The sequence below is a fragment of the Streptomyces sp. FXJ1.172 genome (assembly GCF_001636945.3).
Classification (GTDB): domain Bacteria; phylum Actinomycetota; class Actinomycetes; order Streptomycetales; family Streptomycetaceae; genus Streptomyces.
Window position 1 is genome coordinate 8,618,931 of sequence record NZ_CP119133.2, and the last position, 24,831, is coordinate 8,643,761.

A 24,831-nucleotide genomic window follows, 5' to 3' on the forward strand; every position below is an offset into this window, starting at 1 on the left:
CCCGGCCCCTCACAAGGCGCGAACAGCTCACGGATCGTCGTGCGCCGCCGTGTGCTACCGCGCGCTTTGATGACGATCCGTCAGTTCACTTGGGTTGCGCGCACACAAGTGCGCATGGGCGCACGGAAGTTGAGCCACCGGTTCGTGACGGCACGGCACCGCCGCAGACAGGGCCGTGGGGGCGGCGCATGCCTACGGCGGGGTGCCGGGCGCTCCGCCCGGATGCGGCGGCCGGTGTGAGACGGTCGCAGTACCGGGCACTGCGGCGAACGGGCCAGGAGGCGCACACGATCACCAGCCGCGCCGTGATCCGCGTCTTGGACAACGCAAGGGGGCGGATCCAGGTGGATCCGTTCGATCCGCGGGCTGGTCAGGTGAGCGATGCGGTCAGCTCGTAGCGTCCTGAGGGAAGGCGGTACGCGGCAGTGCCGTCCGTGAAGCCGAGATACTGAACGCCTTGCGTGTGGGCCAGGGGCGTCCTGCCGTCACGGACGGTGGACGGGTCGGTGGTGGGGACGGACAGCGTCGCCGTGCTGTTGGCGGGGACCGCCACCCGGTAGGTGAGGGTCCGGTGGTCGGTGCGCCACTCGCTGACGATCTGGCCGTAGGGCGACAGGTGCGAGCCGGACACGTGGGTGATCCGCCCGGTCGGGTCGAGGTGCGGCCGGAGGAAGAAGTGACGGAAGCCGGGGCTGGCCGTGTCCTTGGCGATGCCGGCCATGCTCTCGTACATCCACTCCATGATCGCGCCGTAGGAGTAGTGGTTGAAGGAGTTCATCGCTACCGGGCCGAAGCCGTCCTGCTTGGAGTACGAGTTCCAGCGTTCCCAGACGGTGGTCGCGCCGTTTTCGACGGAGTACAGCCAGGACGGCATGGCGTTCTGGTGGAGCAGCCGGTAGGCGAGGTCGGCGCGGCCCTCGGCGGTGAGCACGGGGGCGAGGACGTTGACTCCGAGGAAGCCGACGGAGAGGGTGTTCTCCGCGTACTGGACGCGCGTGCTGTCGGGGTGGGCCGCCTTGTAGGCGGCGTCGTTGCCGATGTTCTCGGCCAGCAGGGTGACCAGTTGGCGGCGCTGGGCCTCGGTGTCGTAGAAACCGAGCTTGAGCACCCACAGCAGGGCGGTCTGGGTGTCGTCCTCGGTCTTGGTGGTGCCGCCCGGCGTCCCCGCCGGCGGATCGCCGAGGCTGGAGCGCACGGTGATCACGCCGCCCTCGGTGCTCAGGTACTTGCTGATGAAGGCCCGTTTGATGTGGGAGAAGAGGTCCTGGTAGGCGTGTGCCTCGGTGGTGCGGCCGGTGGCCGCGGCCATGTCCGCCATGAGTCGCGCGCTGTAGCCGTAGTAGACGTCGCTCATGAGCTGGGTGCTGGTCTGCTGGAAGGCGAGCCAGTCACCGAAGATCGCGCCCTGCCCGGCGTAACTGTCCTTGGTGCGCCGGTGGATCCAGTCCATGTACGTCGCCATCGCCGCCCAGCTGCGGTCGATGACGGTGCTGTCGCCCGACATCTGCCACACCGTCCAGGGAACGACGACGCCGCAGTCCGACCAACCGCTCGCGGGCTCCGGTGAGTTGTACCGGTTGCCGGGCGCGACATGGGTGAACTGGGCGTGGTCCGCGCCGTAGGTCTTCTGTGAGTCGACGAGGATGTCCTCGAAGTGGCTCAGGAAGGCGACGGCGTCGACGTTGTACAGGCCGGTGTTGGAGAACAGCTGGGTGTCACCGGTCCAGCCGAGGCGTTCGTCGCGCTGCGGGCAGTCGGTGGGGACCCACAGGTAGTTTCCGCGCTGGCCCCAATGGACGTTGCTGATCAGCTGGTTGACCTTGTCGTCGTCGGTGGCGACCGAACCGGTCTCGCGCAGTGCCGACGTGGCGACCCTGCCGGTCAGACCCGTGACGGTGACCGGGCCGCCGGTGACGGTGACGGAGGCGTACCGGAAGCCGTAGAAGGTGAGCGAGTCCTGGTGGGTTTCCCCGTGCCGGTCGCCCTTGAGGATGTAGGTGCTGGTCGCCTTCGCACCGCGCAGGTTGGCGCGGTAGACCGAGCCTTCCGGGCCGTCGGCGCCCTTGCTCGCGTCGTTGAGCATCTCACCGAAGCGGAGGGTGACCTGGGCGCCGGCGGGGCCGCGCAGGGTGTAGCGGGGCACGCCGACCATGTTCTGCCCGAGGTCGAAGACCGCGGTGTCGCCCTCGGTGAGCGTCACCTGCGCGGTGGCCGCCCGGTCCGGGTCGGTGACCGTGCGCGAGGCGTCGACGACGACGTGTCCCTTGCCGTTGGGGCTGCCGTCCTGGCCCGCGACCCCGGTGCAGACGGTGACGGACCGCGGTCTGCGGTCCCACTCGGGGGTCAGCCGGGCGCTCTCGCCGGGGTGAGCGACGAGCCCGGCGCCGGGGAAGCGGGTGGCGTAGGGGTGTTCGGTGACGTCCGCCCAGCCGGAGTCGTCGTAGCCGTTCGCCGCCCAGCCGGGCAGTTCCCTGCGGGCGTCGTAGGTCTGGCCGTCGTAGATGTCGTCGGCACGGTGGGGGCCGGTGTCCGTGGCCTTCCAGCCCGAGCCCGGCACGGTGACCAGGGCCTGTGCCGAGCCGTCGGCGTAGCGCAGCAGCAGTTTGGCCTTGAGGGCGAGCGGGTTGCCGCCCTGGGAGTAGTAGACGCTGCCTTCGGAGATGCGGCCGTTGTACCAGCCGTTGCCCAGGACGGCGGCGAGCGTGACCCGCCGGTCGGCCGCGAGCAGTCCGGTGACGTCGTAGGTGAAGTAGCAGGTGGTGGTGTCGTAGTTCGTCCAGCCCGGGGTGAGCAGCTCCTCGGTGGCAGTGCCGGTGGCGCCGTCGAGCGGTACGGCGACTCGGCGGCCGTTGACGTACGCCTCGTACACGCCGAGCGCCGACACATACAGCCGGGCCTCGCGCACGCGCCCCCGGAGGGCGGCCTCGTGGCGCAGCAGCGGGGCGCCGGGACTGTTCGGTTTCTTGCCCGCCATGGTGATCCAACGGGCGCCGTCCCAGCCGGTCGTCCCGTCCGTGCTGAGCAGGCCCGTCTCGAAGGAGGCGACCGGGGTGCCGGAAACGGCCCGCCCGTTCTCGTCCCAGACCAGGACCGTCCAGAAGTAGCGGGTCGACGGCCGCAGTGCCCGGCCCCCGTACCGTACGGCCACCGAGTCCGCCGAGGCGACGCGGCCGCTGTCCCACACGTCCGCCCGCCCGGCGCGCAGCCGCTCGGCGGTGCCGGCCACCAGGAGCCGGTACGCGCTCTGCCGGCGGCCGCGGACCGAGGACCTCATGCGCCAGCCGAACCGTGGCGCGGCCGCGTCCACCCCCAGCGGGTTCGTGCGGTGTTCGACCGTCAGACCTTCCACTCCCGTGTCCCCTGCGATCGGTACGGGTGCCTGTGCCGCACCGGCTCCGCCGGTCCCGCCCGCCGCGATCACCGGGACCGAACCCAGCGCGGTGGCCAGAACGGTCCTGCGCCGTATGCCTCCGCCCGTCGTGCCGTCAACTCCGTCATTCATGCCGTGTCCTTTCGGCCGCCCCGATTTTTGTATCGATTCAGCTCGATCGGCCGCTGAAGCTAGTGCCGGATGTGGCCCCTGTCTACCACTCCAGCAGCAGGAACATCGGACAGAATCAAACAGAAGCAGCCAGGGCAAAGAGAATATTGAAACCGTTCAAAAGCGGAGTGCTGGCTTCAGGACCGAGTTGTGCTGCGGAGCAGGCAGCGGAGGAACCCGAGGCCTGTGGGATGCGTCGTACGAGGAGCGGGGGCCGGGATCGGAGGCCGCCGGGTGCTGGAGCGATCGGGCCGGGCTGGGGGACACACGTGGCAAGAGCCTTCTCGAAGAGGCCGGGAGCCGGCTCCGTGACGGGCAGCCGTTGCCGAGCCGCCACCGCCATGGCCGGCTGTGCGGCAGTGGTGGCAGCCGGCGCGCTGCTGGGACCGCCCGGCACCGCACAGGCGGCGTCCACCACACCGGTGCCGGACACGGCCCCGCCCGCGGTGCGCGCCATGCCTCTGGCCGGTGCCGTGCCGTCTTCACGGCAACTGTCCGTCCAGGTGTGGCTGAAGCCGGATGTGGCCGGTGCCACGGCGTTCGCCGAAGCGGTCTCCACACCGGGCAGCGCCGAGTTCCACCACTACCTGACCCCGGACGCCTACACCGCCAGGTTCGGCCCCTCCGCGGAACACGCCCGGGCGGTCGCGGACTGGCTGGACGCGAAGGGGCTGACGCGGGTGAAGGTCAGCACCGGCCGTGACTATGTCTCGGCGACAGGGCCGGTGGCGAAGGTGCAGTCGGCGTTCCACGTGCGGATCAACCAGTACCGCGCCGAGGACGCGCACGGCAGGCCCACGGTGATCCAGTCCGGCGACCGCGACGTGTCGGTGCCGTCCTCGCTCGCGCCCGACGTGCTGGCGGTGACCGGGCTGGGCGGCACCCGGCCGGCCACGACCCGCACCGCGATCACGCCGGAGCCGGGGCGCCCCACCGCGACGGCGAAGCCACCGACGTGCTCCCGGTACTGGGCCCAGCACACGCAGGCCTTTCACCCGGCCTACCAAGGACTCACCGAGGCAGCGCTGCCGGTGTGCGGGTACACGGCCGGCCAGATCCGTGCCGCCTACGGGGCCACGTGGACGGACACCGGCAAGGGCCAGACCGTCGCGCTGACCGAGGACGAGACGCCGACCGCGATGTTCCGGACACTGAAGGAATACGCGAAGAGCAACCACCTGCCCGCGCCGAAACCCTCCCGGTTCCGGGAGATCCGAACCGGAAGCTCCTGTGGCGCCTCCGCACACGGCGCGGCGCAGTCGCCCGCCGTCAACGACGAGGCGGAGATGGACTCCGAGGCCCTCTACGCCATGGCACCCGACGCCGAGCAGCTGATGGTGATCGGAGGAGGCTGCGACGAGGACCAGGCGCTGCTCGACGCGGCCCTCGCCGTGCTGACGGGCGACGGCAAACGCCCCAGCGCCTCCATCGAGTCCAACTCGTGGCAGATTCCGCTGGGTGAGGTGCCGGAGCGGACCGTGCACGCGATCGATGTGCGGGCCGCTGCCGAAGGAGTCGGCGTGTACTTCGCCTCCGGAGACACTCCCGGCCTGACCGTGACCGACTCCGACCCGTACGCGGTGGCGGTCGGCGGCACCAGCCTCGGCATCGGGGCGGCGGACCACCGGGTCTTCGAGACCGGGTGGTCCGACGACTACGGATCCCTGAACCACGGCAAGTGGTCCGACCTGGGCATCAGCGGGGGCGGCGGGGGCACCAGCCTCGTCTACGGGCAGCCCGCCTACCAGAAGGGTGTCGTACCCGCGTCGATGTCGCGTGTCCGCATCGGCAAACGGACCGCCACCGACCGGGCCGTGCCCGACATCGCTGCCGACGGCGACCCCGACACCGGCCTGCTGACCGGGTACACCGAGTCGGACGGCAACGGAAAGCCCGGACCGTACCGGACCGTGGTGAACGCCGGCACCAGCCTGGCGTGCCCGCTGATCGCAGGCTTGGTCGCCGACGCGCAACAGGGCCGGAAGCCGTTCGGCTTCCTCGACCCACTGATCTACCGACTCGCCGGCACAAGGGCGTTGCACGACGTCCTGCCGGTCGGCCCCCGCACGCCCCAGCAGGACCGGGCCGCCTATCTCCCGGCTGACGGCTCCCCGGACGGCACGGGCATCGACGTCTTCGACTCCCAGGAACACACCTACACCGAGCAGGTCACCGCCAAGGGCTACGACACCATGACGGGCGTCGGCACACCCAACGGCGCCGCCTTCATCGCCGGACTGCGCCGCGCCGCTCACTGAACGGGCGGGCCGGCCGGACGGCCGTTTTCCGGCGACCGGGTGCCGCGGCCGGCTATTCGTCGTCCGACGCCGGGGTCAACTCGACGTCGAGCACGTCCTCGTTCTGGAACAGGTCCGCGGCCAGCCGCGCCGGGTCCTCGGTGCCCTCCAGTTCCAGCAGCACGCGCGCGGCGTCGTCGGCGCGGCCGGGCAGCCGCTCGACCCTCACCTGCGTGATCCGGAACCCAAGACGCGTGCAGGTCTGCATCAGCCGTGGCAGCAGCGCCGAACCCGTCCGATAGGTCAGGCGTGCTTCGAAGGCGGAGGGTACGGTCTCCGGGATCAGGCGGGACGTGAAAAGGGGGTAGCCGCGTACCACCAGGAAGTGCAGGGCCGTCACCGCCAGCGCGAGAATGGGCAGCCCGCCGCCGCAGGCCATGCCGACGGCGCAGGTCAGCCAGATGGTGGCGGCCGTCGTCAGACCCCGTACGGCGTCTCTGCGCACGAAGATCAGGCCGCCGCCTATGAACCCGATCCCGGACACGATCTGTGCGGCCACCCGGGAGGGATCGAAGGAGATGTGCTCCAGCCCGAGCACCGCGGTGAACCCGTGCTGGGAGACCTCCATCATCAGCGCGCTCGCGATCCCGACGAGCGTGTGTGTGCGCAGACCGGCGCTCTTCTGCTGGGCCGCGCGTTCCCAGCCGATCAGGCTCGACAGCACCAGCGCCAGCGCCAGTTCGGCAAGCTGCCGCGGTCCCTGGCCGTTGTGGATGTCCCACAACGGTGCCGCCAGTTCAGCCCCTGCCATGCCCACCTCGCAGATCGCCCGCCGATGTTCCGGACCGGCGCCTACCCTGCGACGGGGCCGCGACGCGTACGGAGGGCTGATCTCGTGGGACCAGGTCGACGAGGTCAGGCGGTCATCTCACCGCGGCCCCCGCCGGGGCGGGGCGGCGTCGGCCGCCGGTCCGCGGTGTCGACGGGTCCCGGTTCCTCCCGAGCCGTCCATGCGGGGTGCTCGGGCGGGAGCAGCGGCCCCGGGAACGTCAGTAACCGCTCAAGAGCGCCCGCACCTTGCGCAGCGTCTCCGGGCCGGCGGCGCTGTGCCAGCGTGACGGGTCGGCCGGGCGCCGTCCCCACAGCAGCAGGACACGGGTGGCCGCGTCGCTCTCGACCGTGGCGGAGCCCTCGGGGGCGGCGAGCCGGATGGTGCCGCCGTCCGCGTCGGCGGTCACCACGACGTCGTCCATGCCCGGTGTGCGCAGGCGCCCCTCGACCCGGCCCTCGGGTCCCCGGTCCAGACCGGTGCGGCCACGCTCCAGCAGGGGGCGGCCGACCGACACCACGCTGTGCTCCGTCATCCACGGCTCGTTGAGCGCCTGCACCGCCGTACGGTCGTCGCCGGTCAGGTCCCAGCGGTGCAGGATCAGCTCCTCGCGCATGTGCTCCGCGAACAACGGGGGCCTCACGGACCGCCCGGTCCACATGATCTCCGTCTCCGGGGACAGGTCCTGCGCGGCGGCCGCGGCCACCTCGGCGAGCTGTTCGCAGTGGTTCAGGAACGCCGCCCAGAGTTCGGAGTCGGACATGCGCCGAAAGGGGGCCTCACGGTTAAAACCCCTGGTCTCCACCGGCGAACCGTCGAGGAACGCCCGCAGCACCCGGGCCAGTTCCTCGGCATTGCCCGTCTGGTGGACCAGGACGTCCCGCACCGTCCAGGCCTCGCACCACGTGCCGTCATCGGCCTGCCGCCCCTGGACGGCGTGGACGAACGGGGCCAGCTCGGGGAGGGTGTCCTCGACTCGGGATGGAATCATGCGCCATGGGTAGCCCGGACGGCCGTCGGTCAAACAGGCCCGTCCCCCTCGCACCAGCGAATCTCCCCGCACAGGGGTTGTCCTGACAATCACCCGGCACCTAGGGTCGCCTCGTATGGAGCAAGCGCTTTCTGCATAGTGCCTGACTCCGTCTGCCGAGCCCTCAGGAGCGTTGCATGTCCTTGCCCGCACCCCGCCGCCGCGTCGCCGTCATCGGCACCGGCGCCATCGTCACCGGCAGCCATCTTCCCGCGCTCAGAGCCCACGCCGAGCGCGCCGAACTCGTCGCCGCCGTCGATGTGGACGAGGGCAGACTGGACGCCTTCCGGCAGGAGGCGGGTGCCCGGATCGCCGGGTTCACCTCGACCGAGGCCATGCTCGACGCCGTACGCCCGGACCTGGTTCTCATCGGCACGCCGCCCGCGCTGCACCGTGAGCAGACCGTCGCCGCGCTCAAGGCGGGTGCCTGGGTGCTGTGCGAGAAGCCGCTGTGCCTGTCGCTCGCCGAGTACGACGACATCGCAGCCGCCGAGGACGCCTCAGACGCCTACGCCTCGGTGGTGTTCCAGCACCGCTACGGCTCCGGCGCCGTACACGCCCGGGACCTGATCACGAGCGGCGAGCTGGGCGCCCCCCTGGTCGCGCACTGCCAGACGACCTGGCACCGGGACGCCGGCTACTACGCCGTACCGTGGCGCGGCCGGTGGGCGAGCGAGGGCGGCGGGCCGACCATGGGACACGGCATCCACCAGTACGACCTGCTGCTGCACCTGCTCGGTGAGTGGGAGGAAGTGCGGGCCATGGCGGCCCGGCTGGTCCACGACGTCGAGAGCGAGGACGTCTCCACCGCCCTGGTCCGCTTCCGCGGCGGCGCGCTGGCCACCGTCGTCAACAGCGTCCTGTCCCCGCACGAGGTCAGCCGCATCCGCGTCGACTGCGCCGACGCCACGCTGGAACTGACCCACCTCTACGGGCACGGCAACGCCGACTGGGTCTACACGCCCGCCCCGCACGTCGACGCCGGGCGCGCCGCGGCCTGGCGTACCCCCGCGCACGACGTGCCCAGCTCGCACACCGCCCAGCTCGGCGCCCTCCTCGACGCGTTCGACCGCGGTGAGCGGCCCCCGGGCAGCGGTCCCGACGCGCGCGCCACCCTTGAGTTCGCCGCCGCCCTGTACAAGGCGGCGTTCACCGGACACCCGGTGCGGGCGGGCGAGATCGGCCCCGGCGACCCCTACTACGCGGCCATGCACGGCGACCACCCCGACTGGGCCCCGAAGGAGCGCGCATGAGCATCCGAGTCAGCCACGTCCACGGCGAGCACCTCGCGGTCCGGGCGCCGAACGGCACCGAGATCCTCCGCTACGTCTACCGCCCCGACCCGGACGCCTTCGAGGCCCGCAAGCCCTACGCCCATCCCGTGCGCACCCTCGCCGGCCGCACGGTGACCGGATACCGCCCGAGCGACCACCGCTGGCACAAGGGCCTGCAGATGACGGCCAGCCATCTGTCGGGGCAGAACTTCTGGGGCGGCAACTGCTATGTGCACGGCGAGGGTTACCTCCGCCTGCCCGACCGCGTCGGCTCCATGCGGCACGACGGTTTCACCGGCCTCTCGGTCAGCGACGAACGCCTCGACGTCACAGAGGAGTTGACGTGGGTCGAGAACGGCGGCCGGGAATGGGCCCGCGAGGTGCGCGGTCTCGCCGTGCACACGGTGGACGAGGAGGCCGGCGCCTGGACCCTGGACTGGTCCATCCGCCTCACCAACGTCCATGACGAGCCCCTGCTGTTCGGCTCGCCGACCACCGCGGGCCGCGAGATGGCGGGCTACACCGGGCTGCAGTGGCGCGGCCCGCGCGACTTCACCGGTGGCGGCGTCTTCACGCCCGACTCCGAACCCGCCCTCGGCGCCGCGAAGGTGATGGGCAGTCAGGGGCCGTGGCTGGCCTTCACCACCGAGCACGACGAGACCGATGCCCACTCCACCCTCGTCTTCGCCCACGCCCCCGAGAACCTGGACGAGTCGTCCGCGATCCATGCCTCGCACTGGTTCGTGCGCTCCGAACCGATCCCGACGGTCGCGTTCTCCTGGGCGTTCTTCGAGGAGTTCGCCCTGCCGCCGGGCGAGAGCTTCGGCTACCGCTACCGGGTCGTGATCGCCGACGGCGCCTGGGACCGCGACCGGGTCAGCCGCCACCTGGAGGGCCTGCCGTGGTGAGCCGAGCGACGCCCGCGCCGCCCCGTCCGCTGCCCGGAGCCGTAGGCCTGTCCCACCTGAGCGCCTACGACTGGGAGGCCGCCGACGGCGTCTGCGGCGGCAGCCCCCATCTGCACCTGGTGTGCACCGAGGCGTATGTCGTCACCGGGGGCCGGGGCGCGGTGCAGACCCTGAGTCCCGACGGCTACCGGGACATCCCGCTGGGGCCCGGCTCCCTCGCCTGGTTCACCCCGGGCACCGTGCACCGCATGGTGCAGGGCGGCGATCTGCGGATCACGGTGCTCATGCAGAACAACGGCCTGCCCGAGGCCGGGGACGCCGTGTTCACCTTCCCGCCCGAGGTCCTCGCCGACCCCGGGCGGTACCGGGCCGCCGCCACCCTGCCGCCCGGCACCGGGCCGGACACGGAAGCCGCCGCCCGGCGCCGCCGGGACCTGGCGGTCGAGGGCTACCTCCCCCTGCGGGAAGCCCTGATCGCCGGGGACAGCGGCCCGTACCGTGCCTTCCAGCAGGCCGCCGCCCGCCTGGTCCGCGCCCGCGTGCCCGCCTGGCGCGAGCTGTGGCGCACCGGCGCCCTCGCCACCGCCGAACGCACCGGCGCCCAGCTCGACGCCCTGGAGTCCGGCGACCCCGCCTACCTCGCCGACGCGACCGCGTACCGGAGCGAGCCGAGCCGGCTGGGCGGCTTCGGGATGTGCGGGCGCCGGGACGAGTACGCCCTGCCCGGCACGACGCTGCCGTACGACGGCAAGCCCATGGGCTGACCGCCGCCCGGCAGCGGCGAATCGGGAGACGCCCCGAGGAGAGGAAGAGGTGACCTCGGCATGCCCGGACACAGGACAAAGGGGTTCTGCGCGTCGGCCGCCGCACTCGCCCTGTGCGCGATGCTGGCCGGCTGCGGCGGATCCGGGGAGTCGGCCGGCGGCGGCAAGACCGTGCTGCGCTACACGTGGTGGGGCAACCCCGACCGCGCCGAGCGCACCGAGAAGGCCATCGCCCTGTTCGAACAACGCCACCCGAACATACGGGTGCAGACATCGTTCTCCGGCTACGACGCCTACAAACAGAAGCTCGCCACGCAGGCCGCCGGCGGCGACGCACCCGATGTGATGCAGCTCGACTACCGGCAGATCGACCAGTACGCCTCCGGCGGCGTCCTGCTCGACCTGGGCCGGCAGCAGCGGGTGCTGCGCACCGCCGGCATCGACCCCGGACTGCTGGCCACCGGCCGGGTGCGCGGCGCCCAGTACGCCGTACCGCAGGGCCGCGGCACCGAGACCGTCGTCTACGACGTCCAGGCCTGGCGCAGCTCCGGAGTACCGCTGCCCGGCCGCGGCTGGACCTGGGACCAGTGGGCCGACGCGATGCGCGCACTGGCCCGGAAGACCGGGAAGCCCGGCGGCACCGACCCTGGGCAGAGCGAGGACGCCTTCGAGGTCTGGCTGCGCGGCCAGGGCAAGGCGCTCTACACCAAGGACCGGGGGCTCGGCTTCACCGCCGCGGACCTCACCCGCTGGTGGACCTTCACCGACCGGCTGCGCCGCGAGGGCGCCGTATCGCCCGCCGAGCAGACCACCCAGCTCGACGGATCCGTCGAGAACACCCCGCTCGGCCGCGGCAAGGCCGCCTCCGACGCCAACTGGGACGCCCCGGCCAGCGGTTACGGCGCCCTCGTCAAGAGCGGAGTGGCGCTCGCCCCGATGCCGTCCGGCGCGGACGGCACCCCCGGCCAGTACTTCAAGCCGTCGATGTTCCTCGGCATCGGAGCCCACACCGGCCACCCCGGGCAGGCGGCCCAGCTGATCGACTTCCTCGTCAACGACCCCGACGCGGCGAAGATCCTCGGCGCGACCCGCGGCATCCCCGTCAACGAGACGATCCGCAAGGAGACCGGGCCCCGGCTGACCGGCTTCGACAAGACCGTCGCCGGCTTCCAGGCCTCCCTGGAGGGCAGCCTCAAGGACCCGCCGCAGGCCCCGCCCTCCGGCGACAACGCCCTGCAGACCACCTTCCAGCGCGACTACGACCAGGTGTCGTACGAGCGCATGTCGCCCCGCAAGGCGGCCGCGAACTATGTCACCGAGGCGAAGGCGGAGCTGAGGTCATGACCACCACCGGCATCCCGGCGCCCACCGCCCGCCGGTCATCCGCCACGGCACGGCGCCGCCCGAAGCACGAACGCCAGGGCGCCGCCTGGGTGTTCCTCTCCCCATGGGTGCTCGGCGCGACCGTCCTGACGCTGCTGCCGATGGCCGTCTCGCTGTACCTGTCGTTCACCGACTACGACCTGTTCAACCCGCCGCACTGGGTGGGCCTGCGCAACTACGCGCAGATGTTCACCGAGGACCCGCGCTACTGGCGCTCGGTGCTGACGACCCTGACCTACGTCGTCATCGCCGTCCCCCTCCAGCTCGCCCTGGCACTGGCGGTCGCGCTCGCCCTCAAGGGCATGAAACGCGGCAAGGCCTTCTACCGCTCCGCGTTCTACGCCCCCTCCCTGCTGGGCGCCTCGATGTCCGTCGCCCTGGTGTGGCGGGCGGTCTTCAACGACGGCGGCACCGTCGACCATCTGCTCGGCACCGGTGGCTGGGTCAACGAGCCGGGCTGGTCCCTGCTCGCCGTCGCCCTGCTGACCGTGTGGCAGTTCGGCGCCCCCGTGGTCATCTTCCTCGCCGGGCTCCAGCAGATACCCGCCGAACTGTATGAGGCCGCGGCCGTCGACGGGGTGGGGAAATGGCGGCAGTTCGTCTCCGTCACCGTGCCGATGCTGTCCCCGGTGCTGTTCTTCAACCTGGTCCTGCAGACGATCCAGGCCTTCCAGGTCTTCACGCCCGCCTTCGCCATCAGCGCCGGCAAGGGCGGCCCCGCCGACTCCACACTCGTCTACACCCTCTACCTCTACGACCGCGGCTTCGTCGCCTCCCACATGGGCTACGCCTCCGCCATGGCCTGGGTCCTGCTCATCGTCATCGGCGCCGTCACCGCCGTCCTCTTCCGCACCTCGCGGACCTGGGTCTTCTACGCCTCCGAGGGGGAGCGATGACCACAACCGCCCCGCCCCGCAACCGCGTTGCCCGGGGCCGCATCGCCCTGCACGCCGGCTGCCTGGCCGCGCTGCTCGTCATGCTGTACCCGCTGGCCTGGCTGCTGGCCACCTCGCTCAAGCCCGCGAACGAGGTCATCGCCAGCCTCGACCTGCTGCCCAGTCACCTCGAGTGGTCGAACTACAGCACCGCCCTCGACGGCGTGAACGGCGTCTCCATCTGGCGGCTGCTCGGCAACTCGCTGCTGATCGCGGGCGGCGCCGTCTTCGGCAACGTGTTCAGCTGCTCGCTCGCCGCCTACGCCTTCGCCCGGCTGCGCTTCCGCATGCGCCGCCCCCTCTTCGCCTTCATGATCGCCACGATCATGCTGCCGCACCACGCGGTCCTGATCCCGCAGTACATCATCTTCAACAAGCTCGGCCTGGTGAACACCTACTGGCCGCTGATCCTGCCGAAGTTCCTCGCGACCGAGGCGTTCTTCGTCTTCCTCATCGTGCAGTTCATGCGCGGCCTGCCCCGCGAACTGGAGGAGGCCGCCCGCATCGACGGCTGCGGCCCCTTCCGCAGCTTCTTCTCCATCGTCCTGCCGCTGACCCGCCCCGCGCTGATCACCACCGCGATCTTCACGTTCATCTGGACCTGGAACGACTTCTTCACCCAGCTCATCTACCTCTTCGATCCGGACAAGTTCACCCTCACCCTGGCGCTGCGCTCCTTCGTGGACGCCTCCAGCCAGTCGTCGTTCGGACCGATGTTCGCGATGTCGGTGATCGCTCTGCTGCCGATCGTGCTGTTCTTCCTCGCCTTCCAGCGCTTCCTCGTGGAGGGCATGGCCAGCTCCGGACTCAAGGGGTGACCACGATGTCCCAGACCCGCACCCGGGAACCGGGCGAGCTGTTCGGCCCCCGCATGACCCTGTTCGCCGACACCCTCAGCGTCGGCCTCGCCACCGCCGTGGCCTGCCTGCCGCTGCTGACCGCACCGGCCGCCCTGTCCACGGCCTGCGCGGTGCTGCGCGGCGCGGGGGAGGGACGCCCCGCCACCGCCGGACGCTTCGTGACGCTTCTGCGCTGGCGCCTCGGCCTCGCCGACCTCGCGGCAGGAGCCCTGACCGTGGCCGTGCTGCTCCTGTCCGCCGCGGACCTGGCCCTGGCCCGCACCGGCCTGCCCGCTGGTCCGCTCTTCGTCGTGGTGGCCACGGCCATCACGACCGGCGCGATCCTCGTCGGCCTCCGCGCCTGCGCCCGTCCCGAGTCCCGCACCACCTGGAGAACGGCGCTGCGCGCCGCCGCTCACGACACCGTCCACGACCCCGGCGGCACCGGCCTGATCCTGCTGGCCCTGGCGGCGGTGGCCGCGAGTGCCTGGGCACTGCCACCACTCGCCTTCCTCACCCCTGGGCCGCTGGCCCTGGCACTCACCGCGGTCGACGTGCGGTACGGGGGGAGCCGGCACTGACCTCCGGCGGGCGGGAGAGAGGTCTGGGCGGCCTGGTCACGCCGGCCCGTGCGCCGACCGGGCCGCAGGCGCCGGGCGCGATGGCCCGTCCCGGCCCGTGGCGTGCGGCCGGCCTCAGGCTTATGAACGTTTGGCCCCCGCTGGTCCGCCGCCCCGGGAGTGGCGGACCAGCGCCTGCGAGGCGCCGTCGCGGGGTAACCGGAACCTACGCTTCCCTGAGCGGCGACGGAAGCCCCACCGCCGTGTGGTCCACCTCACAGATTTCACATGGCGATCGGCTGTGATCAGGGACACGATCCGGTGCGGTGCCCGTGGCATGTCACATTCGGCCGGGCTCTCCGGTCTCCACTGGTGAACGCGAATTCCCGCACCGGAGGCGATTGCCATGGCCCGTATCTCGCTCAGCCCGCCGCGCACCCTGCTGTACCGCATCAGCGAGTGGTACTCCAGGCGCACCTACGGCGCGGTCCTCGACCCCGTCCGTGCGCTGGCCCACAACCGCAAGGTCATGCTGACCGACGCGCGGCTGGAGATGTCGCTCGCCAAGTGGAACAAGCTGGACCCCCAGCTCAAGTTGCTTGCCGTGATGGCCAGTTCGCATGTGATCGGCTGCTCCTGGTGCACCGACTTCGGCTACTGGGAAGCCCACAACGAAGGCATGCCGAGTGCGAAGCTGCACGCCGTACCGTTGTGGCGCGATCACCGTGAGGAGTTCACCGAGGCCGAGCTGGACGTGCTGGAGTACGCCGAGGCGATGTCGCAGACCCAGCCGACCGTCACCGACGAGCTGGCGGCCCGGCTGATCGAGCGGCACGGTGAGCCCGCATTCGTCGAACTCACCGCGATGGTCGCCGTGGAGAACCTGCGCTCCCGGATGAACAGCGCCTTCGGCCTCACCGGCCAGGGCTTCTCGGACCGCTGCGCGCTACCGTCGCGTGCGTGACCGCACTTGAACTCTTCGAGGAACACCGGCCGGAGCTGTTCGGCATCGCCTACCGGATGCTGAGCAGCGCCGCCGATGCCGAGGACATCCTCCAGGACGCCTGGCTCAGGTGGAGCACCGTCGAAGTCGGCTCCGTCGCTCACCCTCGCGCCTACCTGTGCCGGATCGTCACCAATCTCTCGATCAACCGCTCGCAGTCGGCCGCCGCCCAGCGTGAGTCGTATGTGGGCCCCTGGCTGCCGGAGCCCCTGGTGAGCGCGCCGGACGCCAGCGGCGGCGTCGAGCGGGCGGAGGCGATCTCGCTGGCCATGCTGGTGGTGCTGGAGACGCTGTCGCCCCTGGAGCGGGCGGTGTTCATCCTCAAGGAGGTGTTCGGCTTCGGGTATCCCGAGATCGCCGGGATGCTGGAGCGGACCGAGGCGTCGGTGCGTCAGGTCGGCAGCCGGGCCCGCAGCCATGTGCAGGCCCGCCGCCCCCGGTACGACGCGCCCGCCGAGGTGCGGCGCAAGGTCACCGACGAGTTCCTGGCCGCCTGCGTCGGCGGCGACATCAACCGGATGATGGCCCTGCTCGCCCCCGACGTGACCGGCTGGACCGACGGCGGCGGAAAGGTCCGTGCCGCACTGCGCCCGATCTTCGGGGCCGACAAGGTCGCCCGCTGGATCCTCGGCGTCATCTCCACCTCGATCCCGGACGCCGGCGTGCGGGAGGTACTGGTCAACGGCCTTCCGGGCCACCTCTTCACGTCGGGAGACCGGCCGGACTCGGTGGCCGGCTGCGACATCGCGGAGGACGGCACGATCAGCGCCATCCGGCTGATCCGCAATCCTGACAAGCTCACCCGCGTCCGGCTCGCCGAGGACTGACCGTCGGGCGGGGTCACTCACGGCTCCCTTCCTTTCGGGTTGTCCGGACCGAAGCCCTGGTCCTTCGCCGGGCCCGCCTCGTGCCCGCCACCAGGCGGTGAGGGGGCGTCACATGCACAACGGTTCCGGGATGTTGGGAAAGCGGTTACCGGGGCGTAGCGAATGGACGTCCATGAGCCCTAGGCTCTGCGCGACCACCGAGCACCGTGAGAGGGGATTGGCGTGCACGTGATTGGCATGCACATGATTGTCCGAAGAATGCGGGCCGCGCTGCCGGCCGTCTCGGCTCTGCTGCTCGCCCTGACAACGATGCCGTCCGCCCACGCCGACGACCTCGCCGGGACCACACTGGCCGACGTCTCCGGCACCGGCATCCACAACACGTACAACGACAAGTCGGCGTACACCTACCTCGCCGACGCCCTGGACACCGGCACCTCCCTGATCGAACTGGACACCTGGGCCAATGTGTTCACCGGCAAGTGGAACGTGAGCCACAGCAACCCGCTGGGCAGTGACAACAACTGCGTCAAGGCGAGCGCGGCTTCCGGGCTCTACACCGGAGACCGCAACCAGAACCTGGACAGCTGCCTCGACGACATCCGGATCTGGCTGCAGGCCCACCCCTCCAGCCACCCGGTCATGGTCAAGATCGAGATGAAGAACGGGTTCGACAACACCCTCGGCATGATCCCGACCACGTTCGACAGCTACGTCAAGGCCCATCTAGGCAGCGTCCTCTACACCCCCGCCGACCTGCTGACCAAGAGCGACGGCACCCGCTACCCGGACCTCGACACCGCCGCCCGCGCGAACAACTGGGCCGGATACACGGCTCTGCGCGGCAAGGCGGTCGTGGAGATCATCCCGGGCACCTTCGAGCAGGCCGTCGACCCCGCCTCCACCTGGGTGGACGCCGTCTACGCCCAGCATCTGAAGGACCTGTACGCCGCCGGGACCATCGACCGGGCCGCCGTCTTCCCGAGCGTGCTCGGCGCGCAGGCGGGGGACCCGCGCACCCGCTACAGCGACACCACCCTGCGGCCCTGGTTCGTGGTGTTCGACGCGGACGCGGCCGCATGGGCCGGCGACGGCGACACCCGGTGGTACGACACCAACCACTACCTGACCGTCGTCACCGATGCCTACGACGTGCCGCCCGCCCTCAGCTCCTCCGACCCGTCCCTGGCCGACGCCCGGGCCCGCGTCGCCGAACTCGCCGCCGACGGCGCCTCCTACATCTCCAGCGACTGGATCACCGCCCCGGCGAACGGCGTCCTCGGCGAGGTGCTCGACCGTGGCTGACGCCCTGCGCTCCCGCACACTGCTGCGGTTGCTGGCGGCCGGAGCGATGGCCCTCGCCTTCGCCCTGCCCGGCCGGCTCGCCCCCGCGGCAGCGGCAGCGGCCGCGACCGTGACGGACCCCGTGCCGCTGGTCAACCCCTACATCGGCACCGGCTCCAACAACGACTTCAGCGCCGGGAACACCTTTCCCGGGGCCGACGCCCCGCACGGCATGCTGCAGTGGTCCCCGGACACCACCTCGCGGCCCAAGGGCGGCGGGTACAACTACGCCGACTCGGCGGTCTCCGGCTTCAGCCTCACTCATGTCTCCGGCGTCGGCTGCGACGCGGCCGGGGACCTGCCCATCCTGCCCGTCGTCGGCGCGATCGGCTCCGACCCCGGCTCCACGACGGAGTCGTTCTCCCACGCGAACGAGACGGCGTCACCCGGTTACTACTCCGTCTCCCTCGGCAACAGCACCGGCGTCGCGCTCACCACGACCACGCACGCGGGGATCGGCCAGTTCACCTTCCCCGCCTCCACCCAGGCCGACCTGCTGCTGAAACTGAACGGCACGCAGACCCCGTACGCCTCCTCGACGCTGAACGTGACGGGCGGCGACACCGTGACCGGCTCGGTGACCAGCACCGGTTTCTGCGAGGCCACCAACCCTTTCACCGTCTACTTCGCCCTCACCTTCGACCACCCCTTCACCGCGAGCGGCGGCTACAGCGGCGGTGAGTACCTCACCTTCGACGCCACGAGCAGCCGGACGGTCGAGGCCAGGGTCGGTATCTCCTACACATCGGCGGCCGAGGCGGCCGCCAACCGGGACGCGGAGGTCACGGGCAAGAGCTTCGCCGACGTGAAGTCCGCCGCGACGACGGCATGGCGCAACGAACTGTCGAAGATCACGGTCGGCGGCGGCACCAGCGACCAGCAGACCGTCTTCTACACCGCCCTCTACCACGCCTCGCTCTTCCCCAGCGTGGTCAGCGACGCCGACGGCTCCTACCGCGGCTACGACGGCGCCGTGCACACCGTGACCGCCGGCCATGGCGCCCAGTACACCGACTTCTCCAACTGGGACACCTACCGCTCCCAGGCGCAGCTCACGGCGCTGCTCGACCCGTCGGCCGCCTCCGACATGGCGCAGTCGATCGTCAACGACTACGAGCAGGGCGGCACCCTCACCAAATGGGGCATGGCCACCGGCGAGACGCACATCATGGTCGGCGACCCAGCCGTGCCCGTGCTGGCCGGCTACTACGCCTTCGGCGCACGGAACTTCGACACCGCAACGGCCCTGTCCGCCATGATCAAGGAACAGACCACCGACACCGACGTCACACCCGGCGTGACGTACCTCGACTCCTTCGGCTACCTGCCCACCAACTCGCTGTACGGCTGCTGCCACGAGTACGCCACCACCGCCACCCAACTCGAGTACGACACCGACGACTTCGCGCTGTCGGTGTTCGCGGGCGAACTCGGCGACAGCGCGCACCAGAGGACGTTCCAGGACCGCGCGCAGGACTGGGAGAACATCTTCAACACCTCCTCGGGCTACATCCAGCCACGGCACTCCAACGGTCGCTGGATGGACGGGTTCAACGCCAAACTGATCACCGGGACCTCGGCCAACGACTTCGCCGAGGGCGACGCCTTCACCTACACGCCGATGATCCCGTTCAACCTCGCCGGGCTGGCGTCGCTGGAGGGCGGCAGCTCCTCGCTGGCGTCGTACCTGGACAGCGTGCTCAGCGGCTATCAGGGCCTGGGCAGCGTCATCGGCACCCAGTCCAACATGGGCAACGAGCCCAGCATCGGGCTGCCGTGGGAGTACGACTGGGTGGGCGAGCCGTACAAGACGCAGTCCACGGTGCGCGCGGTCCAGGACCAGCTGTGGACCAACGCCGCCGGCGGCGAGCCCGGCAACGACGACCTCGGCGAGATGAGCGCCTGGTACGTCTGGTCCGCGCTCGGCCTCTACCCGGAGATACCGGGCACCGCGGACCTCGCCATCGGCAGCCCGCTGTTCACTTCGGCCGTCGTCACCGCGGGCGGGCACACGCTCAGGGTCAACGCCCCTGCGGCTGCGGACAGTTCGCCCTACGTCCAGGCCCTGACCCTGAACGGCAGCGCCTGGAACAAGCCCTATGTGCCGGCTTCGTACGCCGGCTCGTCCGCCGAGCTGGACTTCACCCTCTCCTCGAGCGCCGACACCCAGTGGGCGTCGCAGGCCTCGGCCGCACCGCCGTCCTACGCCGGCAGCCCGGGCACGGGAGTGGCCCAGCCCAGCGGCCCGCTCACCGGGACGGCCACCGGCACGTGCGTCGACGACGCCGGCGCCGGCACCTCCAACGGCACGGCCATCCAGACCCACACCTGCAACGGCACCGATGCACAGACCTGGAAGGTCGTCCCCGACGGCACCCTGCAGGTGCTGAACGACTGCATGGACGTCACCGGCGGTGCGACCACCTCCGGTACGAAGATCCAGCTCCACACCTGCAACGGCACCCAGGCCCAGCAGTGGCAGCCCGACAGCAAGGGTGAACTCGTCAACCCGGTCTCCGGCCTGTGCCTCACCGACTCGAGCAACGGTGCGACCAGTAAGACCCAGTTGACCCTCGCCCCCTGCACGGGCAGCACCGGCCAGCGCTGGACCCTGCCCTCCTAGTGCCCCTGCCGGGGCGCTAGGCCGGCCGTGGCCCTCCCGCCGCAAGCGTGGGAGGGCCACTGTCATGGTGTGTGCCGCCGGGCGAACGGGGGCGTCAGTGGTGTGCGGCCGACGTGGTGGTGTAGGGGGCCGCGGCATGCTGGGCGGCGTAGAGGAGCGCGGGTTCGATCTTCGGCCAGAAGTAGCTGTCCTGGCAGGAGTACGGCGGTGTGAAGCCGTCGCAGCCGACGCCGTCGCTGTCGCCGATCTCGATGGTGAAGCTGGCCAGGCCGAGCTTGTCGTAGGTCCAGTCGTCGGTTCCGCCCGAGGCGTTGTAGAGGATCTCGCCGGCCTGGCCGTACTGGTACCCGGTCAGCGAGCCCATGTGGGCGGCCAGCGCGCGCAGGGCGGCGTCGTTGCCGGTGTGCACGCCGGCGTTGTACTCCCAGGGGAAGAGCACCATGCTGGCGTCGCTGTGCAGGGTGATCATCATGCCCTTGGCGGTCGACGGCGCCGGGTCCCGGTCGCCGGTGCCGGTGCGTACCGCGGGGAACAGCTCGCGGAAGAGGCTCTCCAGAGCGGTGTTCTCCGCCTCCGAGTCGCTCGCGGGACCGCCGTAGGTCTGGTCGCAGGACGCGCTGGAGGTGCCGGAGGTGTTCCAGTGGGTGCCGGCGTTGCGATTGAGGTCGACGCCGATCTGGCTGTACGCGCTCACCCCGCACCGGGAGCCGTGCGAGTCGTCCGCGTTCTTGCGCTGCAGGACAGGGTTGTCGCCGCCCGCCGCGACCATGTCGACACCGTCGGGGTTGGCGTCGGGCACCACCCACATCTCGGTGCTGTCCATCAGCCGGGTGATCGCCGAGTCCTTGCCGTAGCCGCTGGTCAGCGCGTCGATCCAGCGCCACGACATCTCTCCGGTCGTCAGCTCGCGCGCGTGGATCTGACTCATCAGGAAGAACCGTGGCTTGGCCGAGTTCGGGTTGAGTGAGCAGTCGCCCGTCTGGATCTTGGTGATGCATATCGCCTTGAGGTCGCGGCCGCCCCGCCCGTGCTGTTTGAGCCAGGACTGGCCGTATGTCACCACCTTGGCGAGATCGGGGTGTTGGGAGACGGTGGTGTCCAGGTGGGAGTACTGCGCGGTGACGGTGTGATAGCCGCCGTCGAAGGTGTCGCCCGCGGCGCGCGGCACCGTGGTGGAGGAAGGTATCGCCTCGGTCAGCGTGGTGGCGATCGCGGGAGTGAAGCCGAGGCGTCGCAGTCCCGCCGCGGTCGAGGCGTCGCCGGCGACGAACAGGCTGTCGCCCTGCCTCTTTTCGAGCAGGTCGTATCCGGAGTCGACGAGGCGTTCGGCGTCGGTGCGCGGATTGCGCGTGGGCACGCGGTAGACGACGACCGTACGCTGCCCGCCGTGGGCGCGGCCGGTGGTGGTGGCTCGGCCCGCTGTGGCGTCCGCGCCGGTGCCAGCCTGTGCGACCTGCGGTAACAGGGCCGCGGCGACGATGACGGCACCGGCGGTCAGGCCCGCCAGGCGTTTGTATGCCATGGAGGTGACCTTTCGTGGGGGATGGACCCCCTCAATATGGCATGGCCATGGCGAGAACGACATGGGGTGTGCGCCACGGCCCTCGTGCACGCGAAAGCCGGGCGGCCTGCCACTGGTGGACCTGGCCGGCCAGGATCGGAGAACTGGGCGCGCACACCGCCGATCGGCTTGCCCGAGCTGCCGCAGCCGAGGTCGGCGCGCTCGACGACGACGATCGTGCACCCCGGCCTCGGCGAGGTGGAACGCGGTGCCGGCACCCATCACGCCGCCACCGATGATCACAGACGTCGACGTCCCTCACATGACGCGAGGCTCAGTGCTCCGCGGTGCAGCAGCCGTTTCGGAGTGCGGTGCTCGCGGCGGTCTCCAGCCGGCAGAAGCAGGACGCCTCGATCGCCACGTCCGCCATCGCCGCGGCGATCTTCAGTTGCTGGGCCACGATCCGTGCCTCTCCCTCCTTGCCGAGCCGCACGAGGCACTCGTGGAGGCCGTGCAGGGCCCAGACGTTGCCGGGGTGCTGCAGTGCGCGCGGCAGGGTGTCGTCGAGTCCGAGGTCGGCACGGTAGACGGCCTCGGCCTGCGCGACCAGGCCCTGTTCGAGGAGCAGTGCGCCGTAAGCGTGCCGGGTCGGCTGCATCCACCCCCACGGCTCGTCGTAGGGAAGGCCGTCGTCCAGCTCGATCGAACGGCGCAGTGCCGCGAACGCGGCTTCGTGGTTCCCCTTGCGGTACTCCAGCTCCCCGTCCAGCATGTGCGCGGCGATCGCCAGGATGTCCGCACAGGTGTTGTTGAACAGCATCCGGCTCGCCGGCACCCGGGCGAGCGCGTCGTGGAAGAGGTCACGTTCGGTGGCGGCCTCGTCGATCCGGCCCAGGGCCGAGAGGGCGACGCCGCGCGCGTACCGCAGCATGGCCGTGGTCACGCAGTACAACTGCGCGTCGGCGGGCATCGCGAGGCCCAGCACGTCCTGCCAGCGGCCGAAGCGGATGAGCACGTGCACCCGCATGGCGAGGAAGCCCTCCAGCCAGTCCGCCATGGGCGGGCTGGCCACGCGCAGCAGTTCCTCGGGCACGGCCGCTTCGAGCCGGGCCGCCGTTTCCACCGCGTCCTGGAAGCGACCGAGGAACATCGCGCCGTAGATCTTGAAGTGGAGGTTGTGACACCGGTACAGGGTGTAGAAGTTCATCGCCCCGGCCCTGGTGTGGAACTTCTCGTCGGCTGCGATCGCCTCGGTGTTGTCGGAGATCACCCGGCGATAGTCGCCGCAGAGCACCTCCAGGTGCGACGGCATGTGCTGGAGGTGGCCCGCGTCCGGCACCAGACCGCGCAGCCGGTCGCCCATCGGCAGGGCCGCCTCGGGCGTCGGGGACATCTCCATCAGGTGGATGTACATGTGGAGCAGGCCCGGGTGCCGCGTGCCCGCCTCCATGGCGATCGCCTGCTCGAGTACCGCCCTGGCCTCGAGGGCGCGCGAGCCGGGCACGGGCCGGCCCGTGCGCAGGTCCCACAGCTGCCAGGGCGTGAGGTTCATCAGGGCGTCGGCGTACAGGGTGGCCACGTCGAGGTCGTCGGGGGCCAGCCGGTGGACGTCCCGCATGCGGTCGGCGTAGGTGGTGTTCCATACGGAACAGTCCTCGGCGCCCGGGGCCCGGGACCGTGGATAGCGGGCACCCAGTGCACCGATGAGGGCCTGTTCGACCGGGGTGGCGCCGGCGGTCTTCGCCTGTGCGCGCCGTACGGCGGCATGCGCACGCTCCGCCGTCCGCCCCAGGTCCTCCGCGTCGAAGGACTCCCACGGCTTGTTGTAGTTGGGACCGAGCGCGTAGGCCAGGCCCCAGTCCGCCATGGCACAGCCGGGATCCGCCGCGAGGGCGGCCTCGAAACACCGGACGGCCTCCTCGTGGTTGAAGGCGTACGTCCAGTTCAGCCCGCGGTCGAACCACGTCTGCGCCTCGGCGGACGTCGTCGTCACCGGCCGGCCGTGGCTGCCGAGGTCGTAGTAGCGCATACGAACTCCTCAAGGCTGGCCGCCGGCCGTCCCATTGACGGGACGGTGACGGCACGACGATGACCGGTGCGACGACCCTAGGCGAAAGACGGCCGGGACACTGCCCATTCACGCCGGAGAACAACCGGGCGCCACGTCCGGGTGGTGGCGCGGGGCCGGCCACCCGGCGGCGGCTCCGTCGTGTGCGCCTCGGCGCGCACCGGCGTACGCGGCCGGGCTGTGCGCCGCCCCGGCCGCGATGTCCACCGCCTCGCCCGCGGCCCCCGCCTGTTGCCGCGGTCAGCCGATGGCGAAGTAGGCCAGGCTGCCGAGGCCGGCGAGGGTGCAGTAGACGGCGAACGGGACGAGGGTGCGGTTCTCGAAGTACTTGACCAGGTAGCGGGTCGCGAGGTAAGCGGCGATGAAGGCGGCGACGCTTCCCGCCAGCAGCGGTCCACGCAGGCCGTTGCCCTCGGGACCGAGCAGTGGAGGCAGTTTGAGCAGCGCCGCTCCGCCGATCACCGGCGTGGCGAGCAGGAACGCGAAACGGGCGGAGTCCTCGTGGTTGAGACCGCGGAAGATGCCCGCGCTGATGGTCGATCCGGAGCGGCTGATGCCCGGCAGCAGGGCGAGGATCTGGGCCGCCCCGATCACCAGGGCCTGGCGGATGGTCATCCGCGTGATCCGCCGGTCCGACAACTCGTCCGGGCTCAGGTGCTCCTCGCCCGGCGCCACGGCGTCGGCCGCCCGCCTGCGGCCCGTGCCGCCGCGCCGCAGGCGTTCGGTGACGTAGAGGACGATGCCGTTGAGGGCCAGGAAGATCGCGGTCGGCACGGGGCGCCCGAGCGTCGTACGGAACACCTTGTCGAGCGCGACGCCGGCGACGCCCACCGGGATGCAGGCCGCGATGATCAGCCAGGCGAGCCGCTGGTCCACGGTCTGGATGCGTCGTTGCGTGATCGACGTCGACAGGCCGCGGATCACCCGGACCCAGTCGCGCCAGAAGAAGACCACCAGAGCCAGCGCCGTGGCCAGGTGGAGGCCGACCAGCTCATTGAGGTACAGGGAATTGTCGGCGGAGACGTCCAGGTCGTGCTTCCAGTGCCCGCCCAGGAGGGCGGGGATCAGGATGCTGTGCCCGAGGCTGGAGACCGGGAACAGCTCGGTGACGCCTTGCAGCAGGCCGACGCCTATGGCTTCGGGATAGGTCAGGACGGACATGCAG

The 24,831-nt window shown here is 70.9% G+C and carries 18 protein-coding genes and 1 pseudogene; 12 read left to right on the forward strand and 7 right to left on the reverse strand.

From position 1 onward, the window contains the following. Positions 1 to 370: 370 nt before the first annotated feature. Positions 371 to 3,502 carry an alpha-L-rhamnosidase gene (locus tag A6P39_RS39015; protein WP_079133269.1) on the reverse strand — a complete coding sequence of 1,044 codons (3,132 nt, stop codon included), beginning with the start codon at positions 3,500 to 3,502 and terminating at the stop codon, positions 371 to 373. Between the two features lie 347 nt (positions 3,503 to 3,849). Here A6P39_RS39015 and A6P39_RS39020 point away from each other — a divergent pair, with 347 nt between their 5' ends. Further along, the gene (locus A6P39_RS39020; protein WP_234378811.1) at positions 3,850 to 5,799 is read left to right on the forward strand and encodes a S53 family peptidase; all 1,950 of its coding nucleotides are present in this window, start codon (positions 3,850 to 3,852) and stop codon (positions 5,797 to 5,799) included. A 52-nt stretch (positions 5,800 to 5,851) separates the two neighbouring features. Here the strand turns inward: A6P39_RS39020 and A6P39_RS39025 are convergent, their stop codons facing one another. Together A6P39_RS39025 and A6P39_RS39030 are read right to left on the reverse strand one after the other, a co-directional pair. Further along, the gene (locus A6P39_RS39025; RefSeq protein ID WP_067043464.1) at positions 5,852 to 6,589 is read right to left on the reverse strand and encodes an MgtC/SapB family protein; all 738 of its coding nucleotides are present in this window, start codon (positions 6,587 to 6,589) and stop codon (positions 5,852 to 5,854) included. A 238-nt stretch (positions 6,590 to 6,827) separates the two neighbouring features. Continuing rightward, on the reverse strand, positions 6,828 to 7,598 hold the full coding sequence (locus A6P39_RS39030) for a maleylpyruvate isomerase N-terminal domain-containing protein (RefSeq protein WP_067043461.1): 771 nt from the start codon (positions 7,596 to 7,598) through the stop codon (positions 6,828 to 6,830). A 176-nt stretch (positions 7,599 to 7,774) separates the two neighbouring features. On the opposite strand from A6P39_RS39030, the gene A6P39_RS39035 reads away from it, so the two are divergent. From A6P39_RS39035 to A6P39_RS39085, 11 genes are all read left to right on the forward strand, one after another. Beyond that, the gene (locus tag A6P39_RS39035; protein WP_067043458.1) at positions 7,775 to 8,890 is read left to right on the forward strand and encodes a Gfo/Idh/MocA family protein; all 1,116 of its coding nucleotides are present in this window, start codon (positions 7,775 to 7,777) and stop codon (positions 8,888 to 8,890) included. Further along, the gene (locus A6P39_RS39040) at positions 8,887 to 9,819 is read left to right on the forward strand and encodes a PmoA family protein (RefSeq protein ID WP_067043454.1); all 933 of its coding nucleotides are present in this window, start codon (positions 8,887 to 8,889) and stop codon (positions 9,817 to 9,819) included. Before A6P39_RS39035 ends, A6P39_RS39040 begins: the two co-directional genes overlap by 4 nt. Continuing rightward, the gene (locus A6P39_RS39045) at positions 9,813 to 10,583 is read left to right on the forward strand and encodes a cupin (protein ID WP_067043451.1); all 771 of its coding nucleotides are present in this window, start codon (positions 9,813 to 9,815) and stop codon (positions 10,581 to 10,583) included. The genes A6P39_RS39040 and A6P39_RS39045 overlap by 7 nt, the downstream gene beginning before the upstream one ends. Before the next feature lie 60 nt (positions 10,584 to 10,643). Then, the gene (locus A6P39_RS39050; protein ID WP_067043449.1) at positions 10,644 to 11,927 is read left to right on the forward strand and encodes an ABC transporter substrate-binding protein; all 1,284 of its coding nucleotides are present in this window, start codon (positions 10,644 to 10,646) and stop codon (positions 11,925 to 11,927) included. Next, on the forward strand, positions 11,924 to 12,862 hold the full coding sequence (locus tag A6P39_RS39055) for a carbohydrate ABC transporter permease (protein ID WP_067043446.1): 939 nt from the start codon (positions 11,924 to 11,926) through the stop codon (positions 12,860 to 12,862). Before A6P39_RS39050 ends, A6P39_RS39055 begins: the two co-directional genes overlap by 4 nt. After that, entirely contained in the window at positions 12,859 to 13,719 is an 861-nt protein-coding gene (locus tag A6P39_RS39060; protein WP_067043443.1) for a carbohydrate ABC transporter permease, read from the forward strand. The genes A6P39_RS39055 and A6P39_RS39060 overlap by 4 nt, the downstream gene beginning before the upstream one ends. Positions 13,720 to 13,724: 5 nt before the next feature. Next, on the forward strand, positions 13,725 to 14,321 hold the full coding sequence (locus A6P39_RS39065) for a hypothetical protein (RefSeq protein WP_067043892.1): 597 nt from the start codon (positions 13,725 to 13,727) through the stop codon (positions 14,319 to 14,321). A gap of 385 nt (positions 14,322 to 14,706) precedes the next feature. Continuing rightward, on the forward strand, positions 14,707 to 15,264 hold the full coding sequence (locus tag A6P39_RS39070; protein WP_067043439.1) for a carboxymuconolactone decarboxylase family protein: 558 nt from the start codon (positions 14,707 to 14,709) through the stop codon (positions 15,262 to 15,264). Further along, entirely contained in the window at positions 15,261 to 16,130 is an 870-nt protein-coding gene (locus tag A6P39_RS39075; protein ID WP_067043436.1) for an RNA polymerase sigma-70 factor, read from the forward strand. Before A6P39_RS39070 ends, A6P39_RS39075 begins: the two co-directional genes overlap by 4 nt. A gap of 258 nt (positions 16,131 to 16,388) precedes the next feature. Then, entirely contained in the window at positions 16,389 to 17,435 is a 1,047-nt protein-coding gene (locus A6P39_RS39080) for a hypothetical protein (RefSeq protein ID WP_107304298.1), read from the forward strand. Next, positions 17,428 to 20,097 (forward strand): lectin, encoded by a 2,670-nt coding sequence (locus A6P39_RS39085; RefSeq protein ID WP_079133267.1) that lies wholly within the window; start codon positions 17,428 to 17,430, stop codon positions 20,095 to 20,097. The genes A6P39_RS39080 and A6P39_RS39085 overlap by 8 nt, the downstream gene beginning before the upstream one ends. A 94-nt stretch (positions 20,098 to 20,191) precedes the next feature. Here A6P39_RS39085 and A6P39_RS39090 read toward each other — a convergent pair whose 3' ends face one another. The 4 genes and pseudogenes from A6P39_RS39090 to A6P39_RS39105 all read right to left on the reverse strand — a co-directional run bounded on the left by A6P39_RS39090 (position 20,192) and on the right by A6P39_RS39105 (position 24,827). After that, positions 20,192 to 21,619, reverse strand: a complete 1,428-nt coding sequence (locus A6P39_RS39090; protein ID WP_067043433.1) for a M14 family zinc carboxypeptidase — start codon at positions 21,617 to 21,619, stop codon at positions 20,192 to 20,194. Between the two features lie 131 nt (positions 21,620 to 21,750). Continuing rightward, positions 21,751 to 21,880, reverse strand: a pseudogene (locus A6P39_RS39095) (FAD-dependent oxidoreductase); the annotation flags it as partial. 52 nt (positions 21,881 to 21,932) lie between these two features. Continuing rightward, on the reverse strand, positions 21,933 to 23,627 hold the full coding sequence (locus A6P39_RS39100; protein ID WP_067043430.1) for a hypothetical protein: 1,695 nt from the start codon (positions 23,625 to 23,627) through the stop codon (positions 21,933 to 21,935). A 279-nt stretch (positions 23,628 to 23,906) separates the two neighbouring features. Further along, positions 23,907 to 24,827, reverse strand: a complete 921-nt coding sequence (locus A6P39_RS39105) for an undecaprenyl-diphosphate phosphatase (RefSeq protein WP_067043427.1) — start codon at positions 24,825 to 24,827, stop codon at positions 23,907 to 23,909. Positions 24,828 to 24,831: the final 4 nt, after the last annotated feature.

Coding starts and splice junctions, on each gene's coding strand:
- A6P39_RS39025 (WP_067043464.1), bottom strand. CDS start 6,589: ATGGCAGGGGCTGAACTGGCGGCACCGTTGTGGGACATCCACAACGGC.
- A6P39_RS39040 (WP_067043454.1), top strand. CDS start 8,887: ATGAGCATCCGAGTCAGCCACGTCCACGGCGAGCACCTCGCGGTCCGG.
- A6P39_RS39090 (WP_067043433.1), bottom strand. CDS start 21,619: ATGGCATACAAACGCCTGGCGGGCCTGACCGCCGGTGCCGTCATCGTC.
- A6P39_RS39080 (WP_107304298.1), top strand. CDS start 16,389: ATGCGGGCCGCGCTGCCGGCCGTCTCGGCTCTGCTGCTCGCCCTGACA.
- A6P39_RS39065 (WP_067043892.1), top strand. CDS start 13,725: ATGTCCCAGACCCGCACCCGGGAACCGGGCGAGCTGTTCGGCCCCCGC.
- A6P39_RS39055 (WP_067043446.1), top strand. CDS start 11,924: ATGACCACCACCGGCATCCCGGCGCCCACCGCCCGCCGGTCATCCGCC.
- A6P39_RS39050 (WP_067043449.1), top strand. CDS start 10,644: ATGCCCGGACACAGGACAAAGGGGTTCTGCGCGTCGGCCGCCGCACTC.
- A6P39_RS39070 (WP_067043439.1), top strand. CDS start 14,707: ATGGCCCGTATCTCGCTCAGCCCGCCGCGCACCCTGCTGTACCGCATC.
- A6P39_RS39015 (WP_079133269.1), bottom strand. CDS start 3,502: ATGAATGACGGAGTTGACGGCACGACGGGCGGAGGCATACGGCGCAGG.
- A6P39_RS39030 (WP_067043461.1), bottom strand. CDS start 7,598: ATGATTCCATCCCGAGTCGAGGACACCCTCCCCGAGCTGGCCCCGTTC.
- A6P39_RS39105 (WP_067043427.1), bottom strand. CDS start 24,827: ATGTCCGTCCTGACCTATCCCGAAGCCATAGGCGTCGGCCTGCTGCAA.
- A6P39_RS39060 (WP_067043443.1), top strand. CDS start 12,859: ATGACCACAACCGCCCCGCCCCGCAACCGCGTTGCCCGGGGCCGCATC.
- A6P39_RS39035 (WP_067043458.1), top strand. CDS start 7,775: ATGTCCTTGCCCGCACCCCGCCGCCGCGTCGCCGTCATCGGCACCGGC.
- A6P39_RS39100 (WP_067043430.1), bottom strand. CDS start 23,627: ATGCGCTACTACGACCTCGGCAGCCACGGCCGGCCGGTGACGACGACG.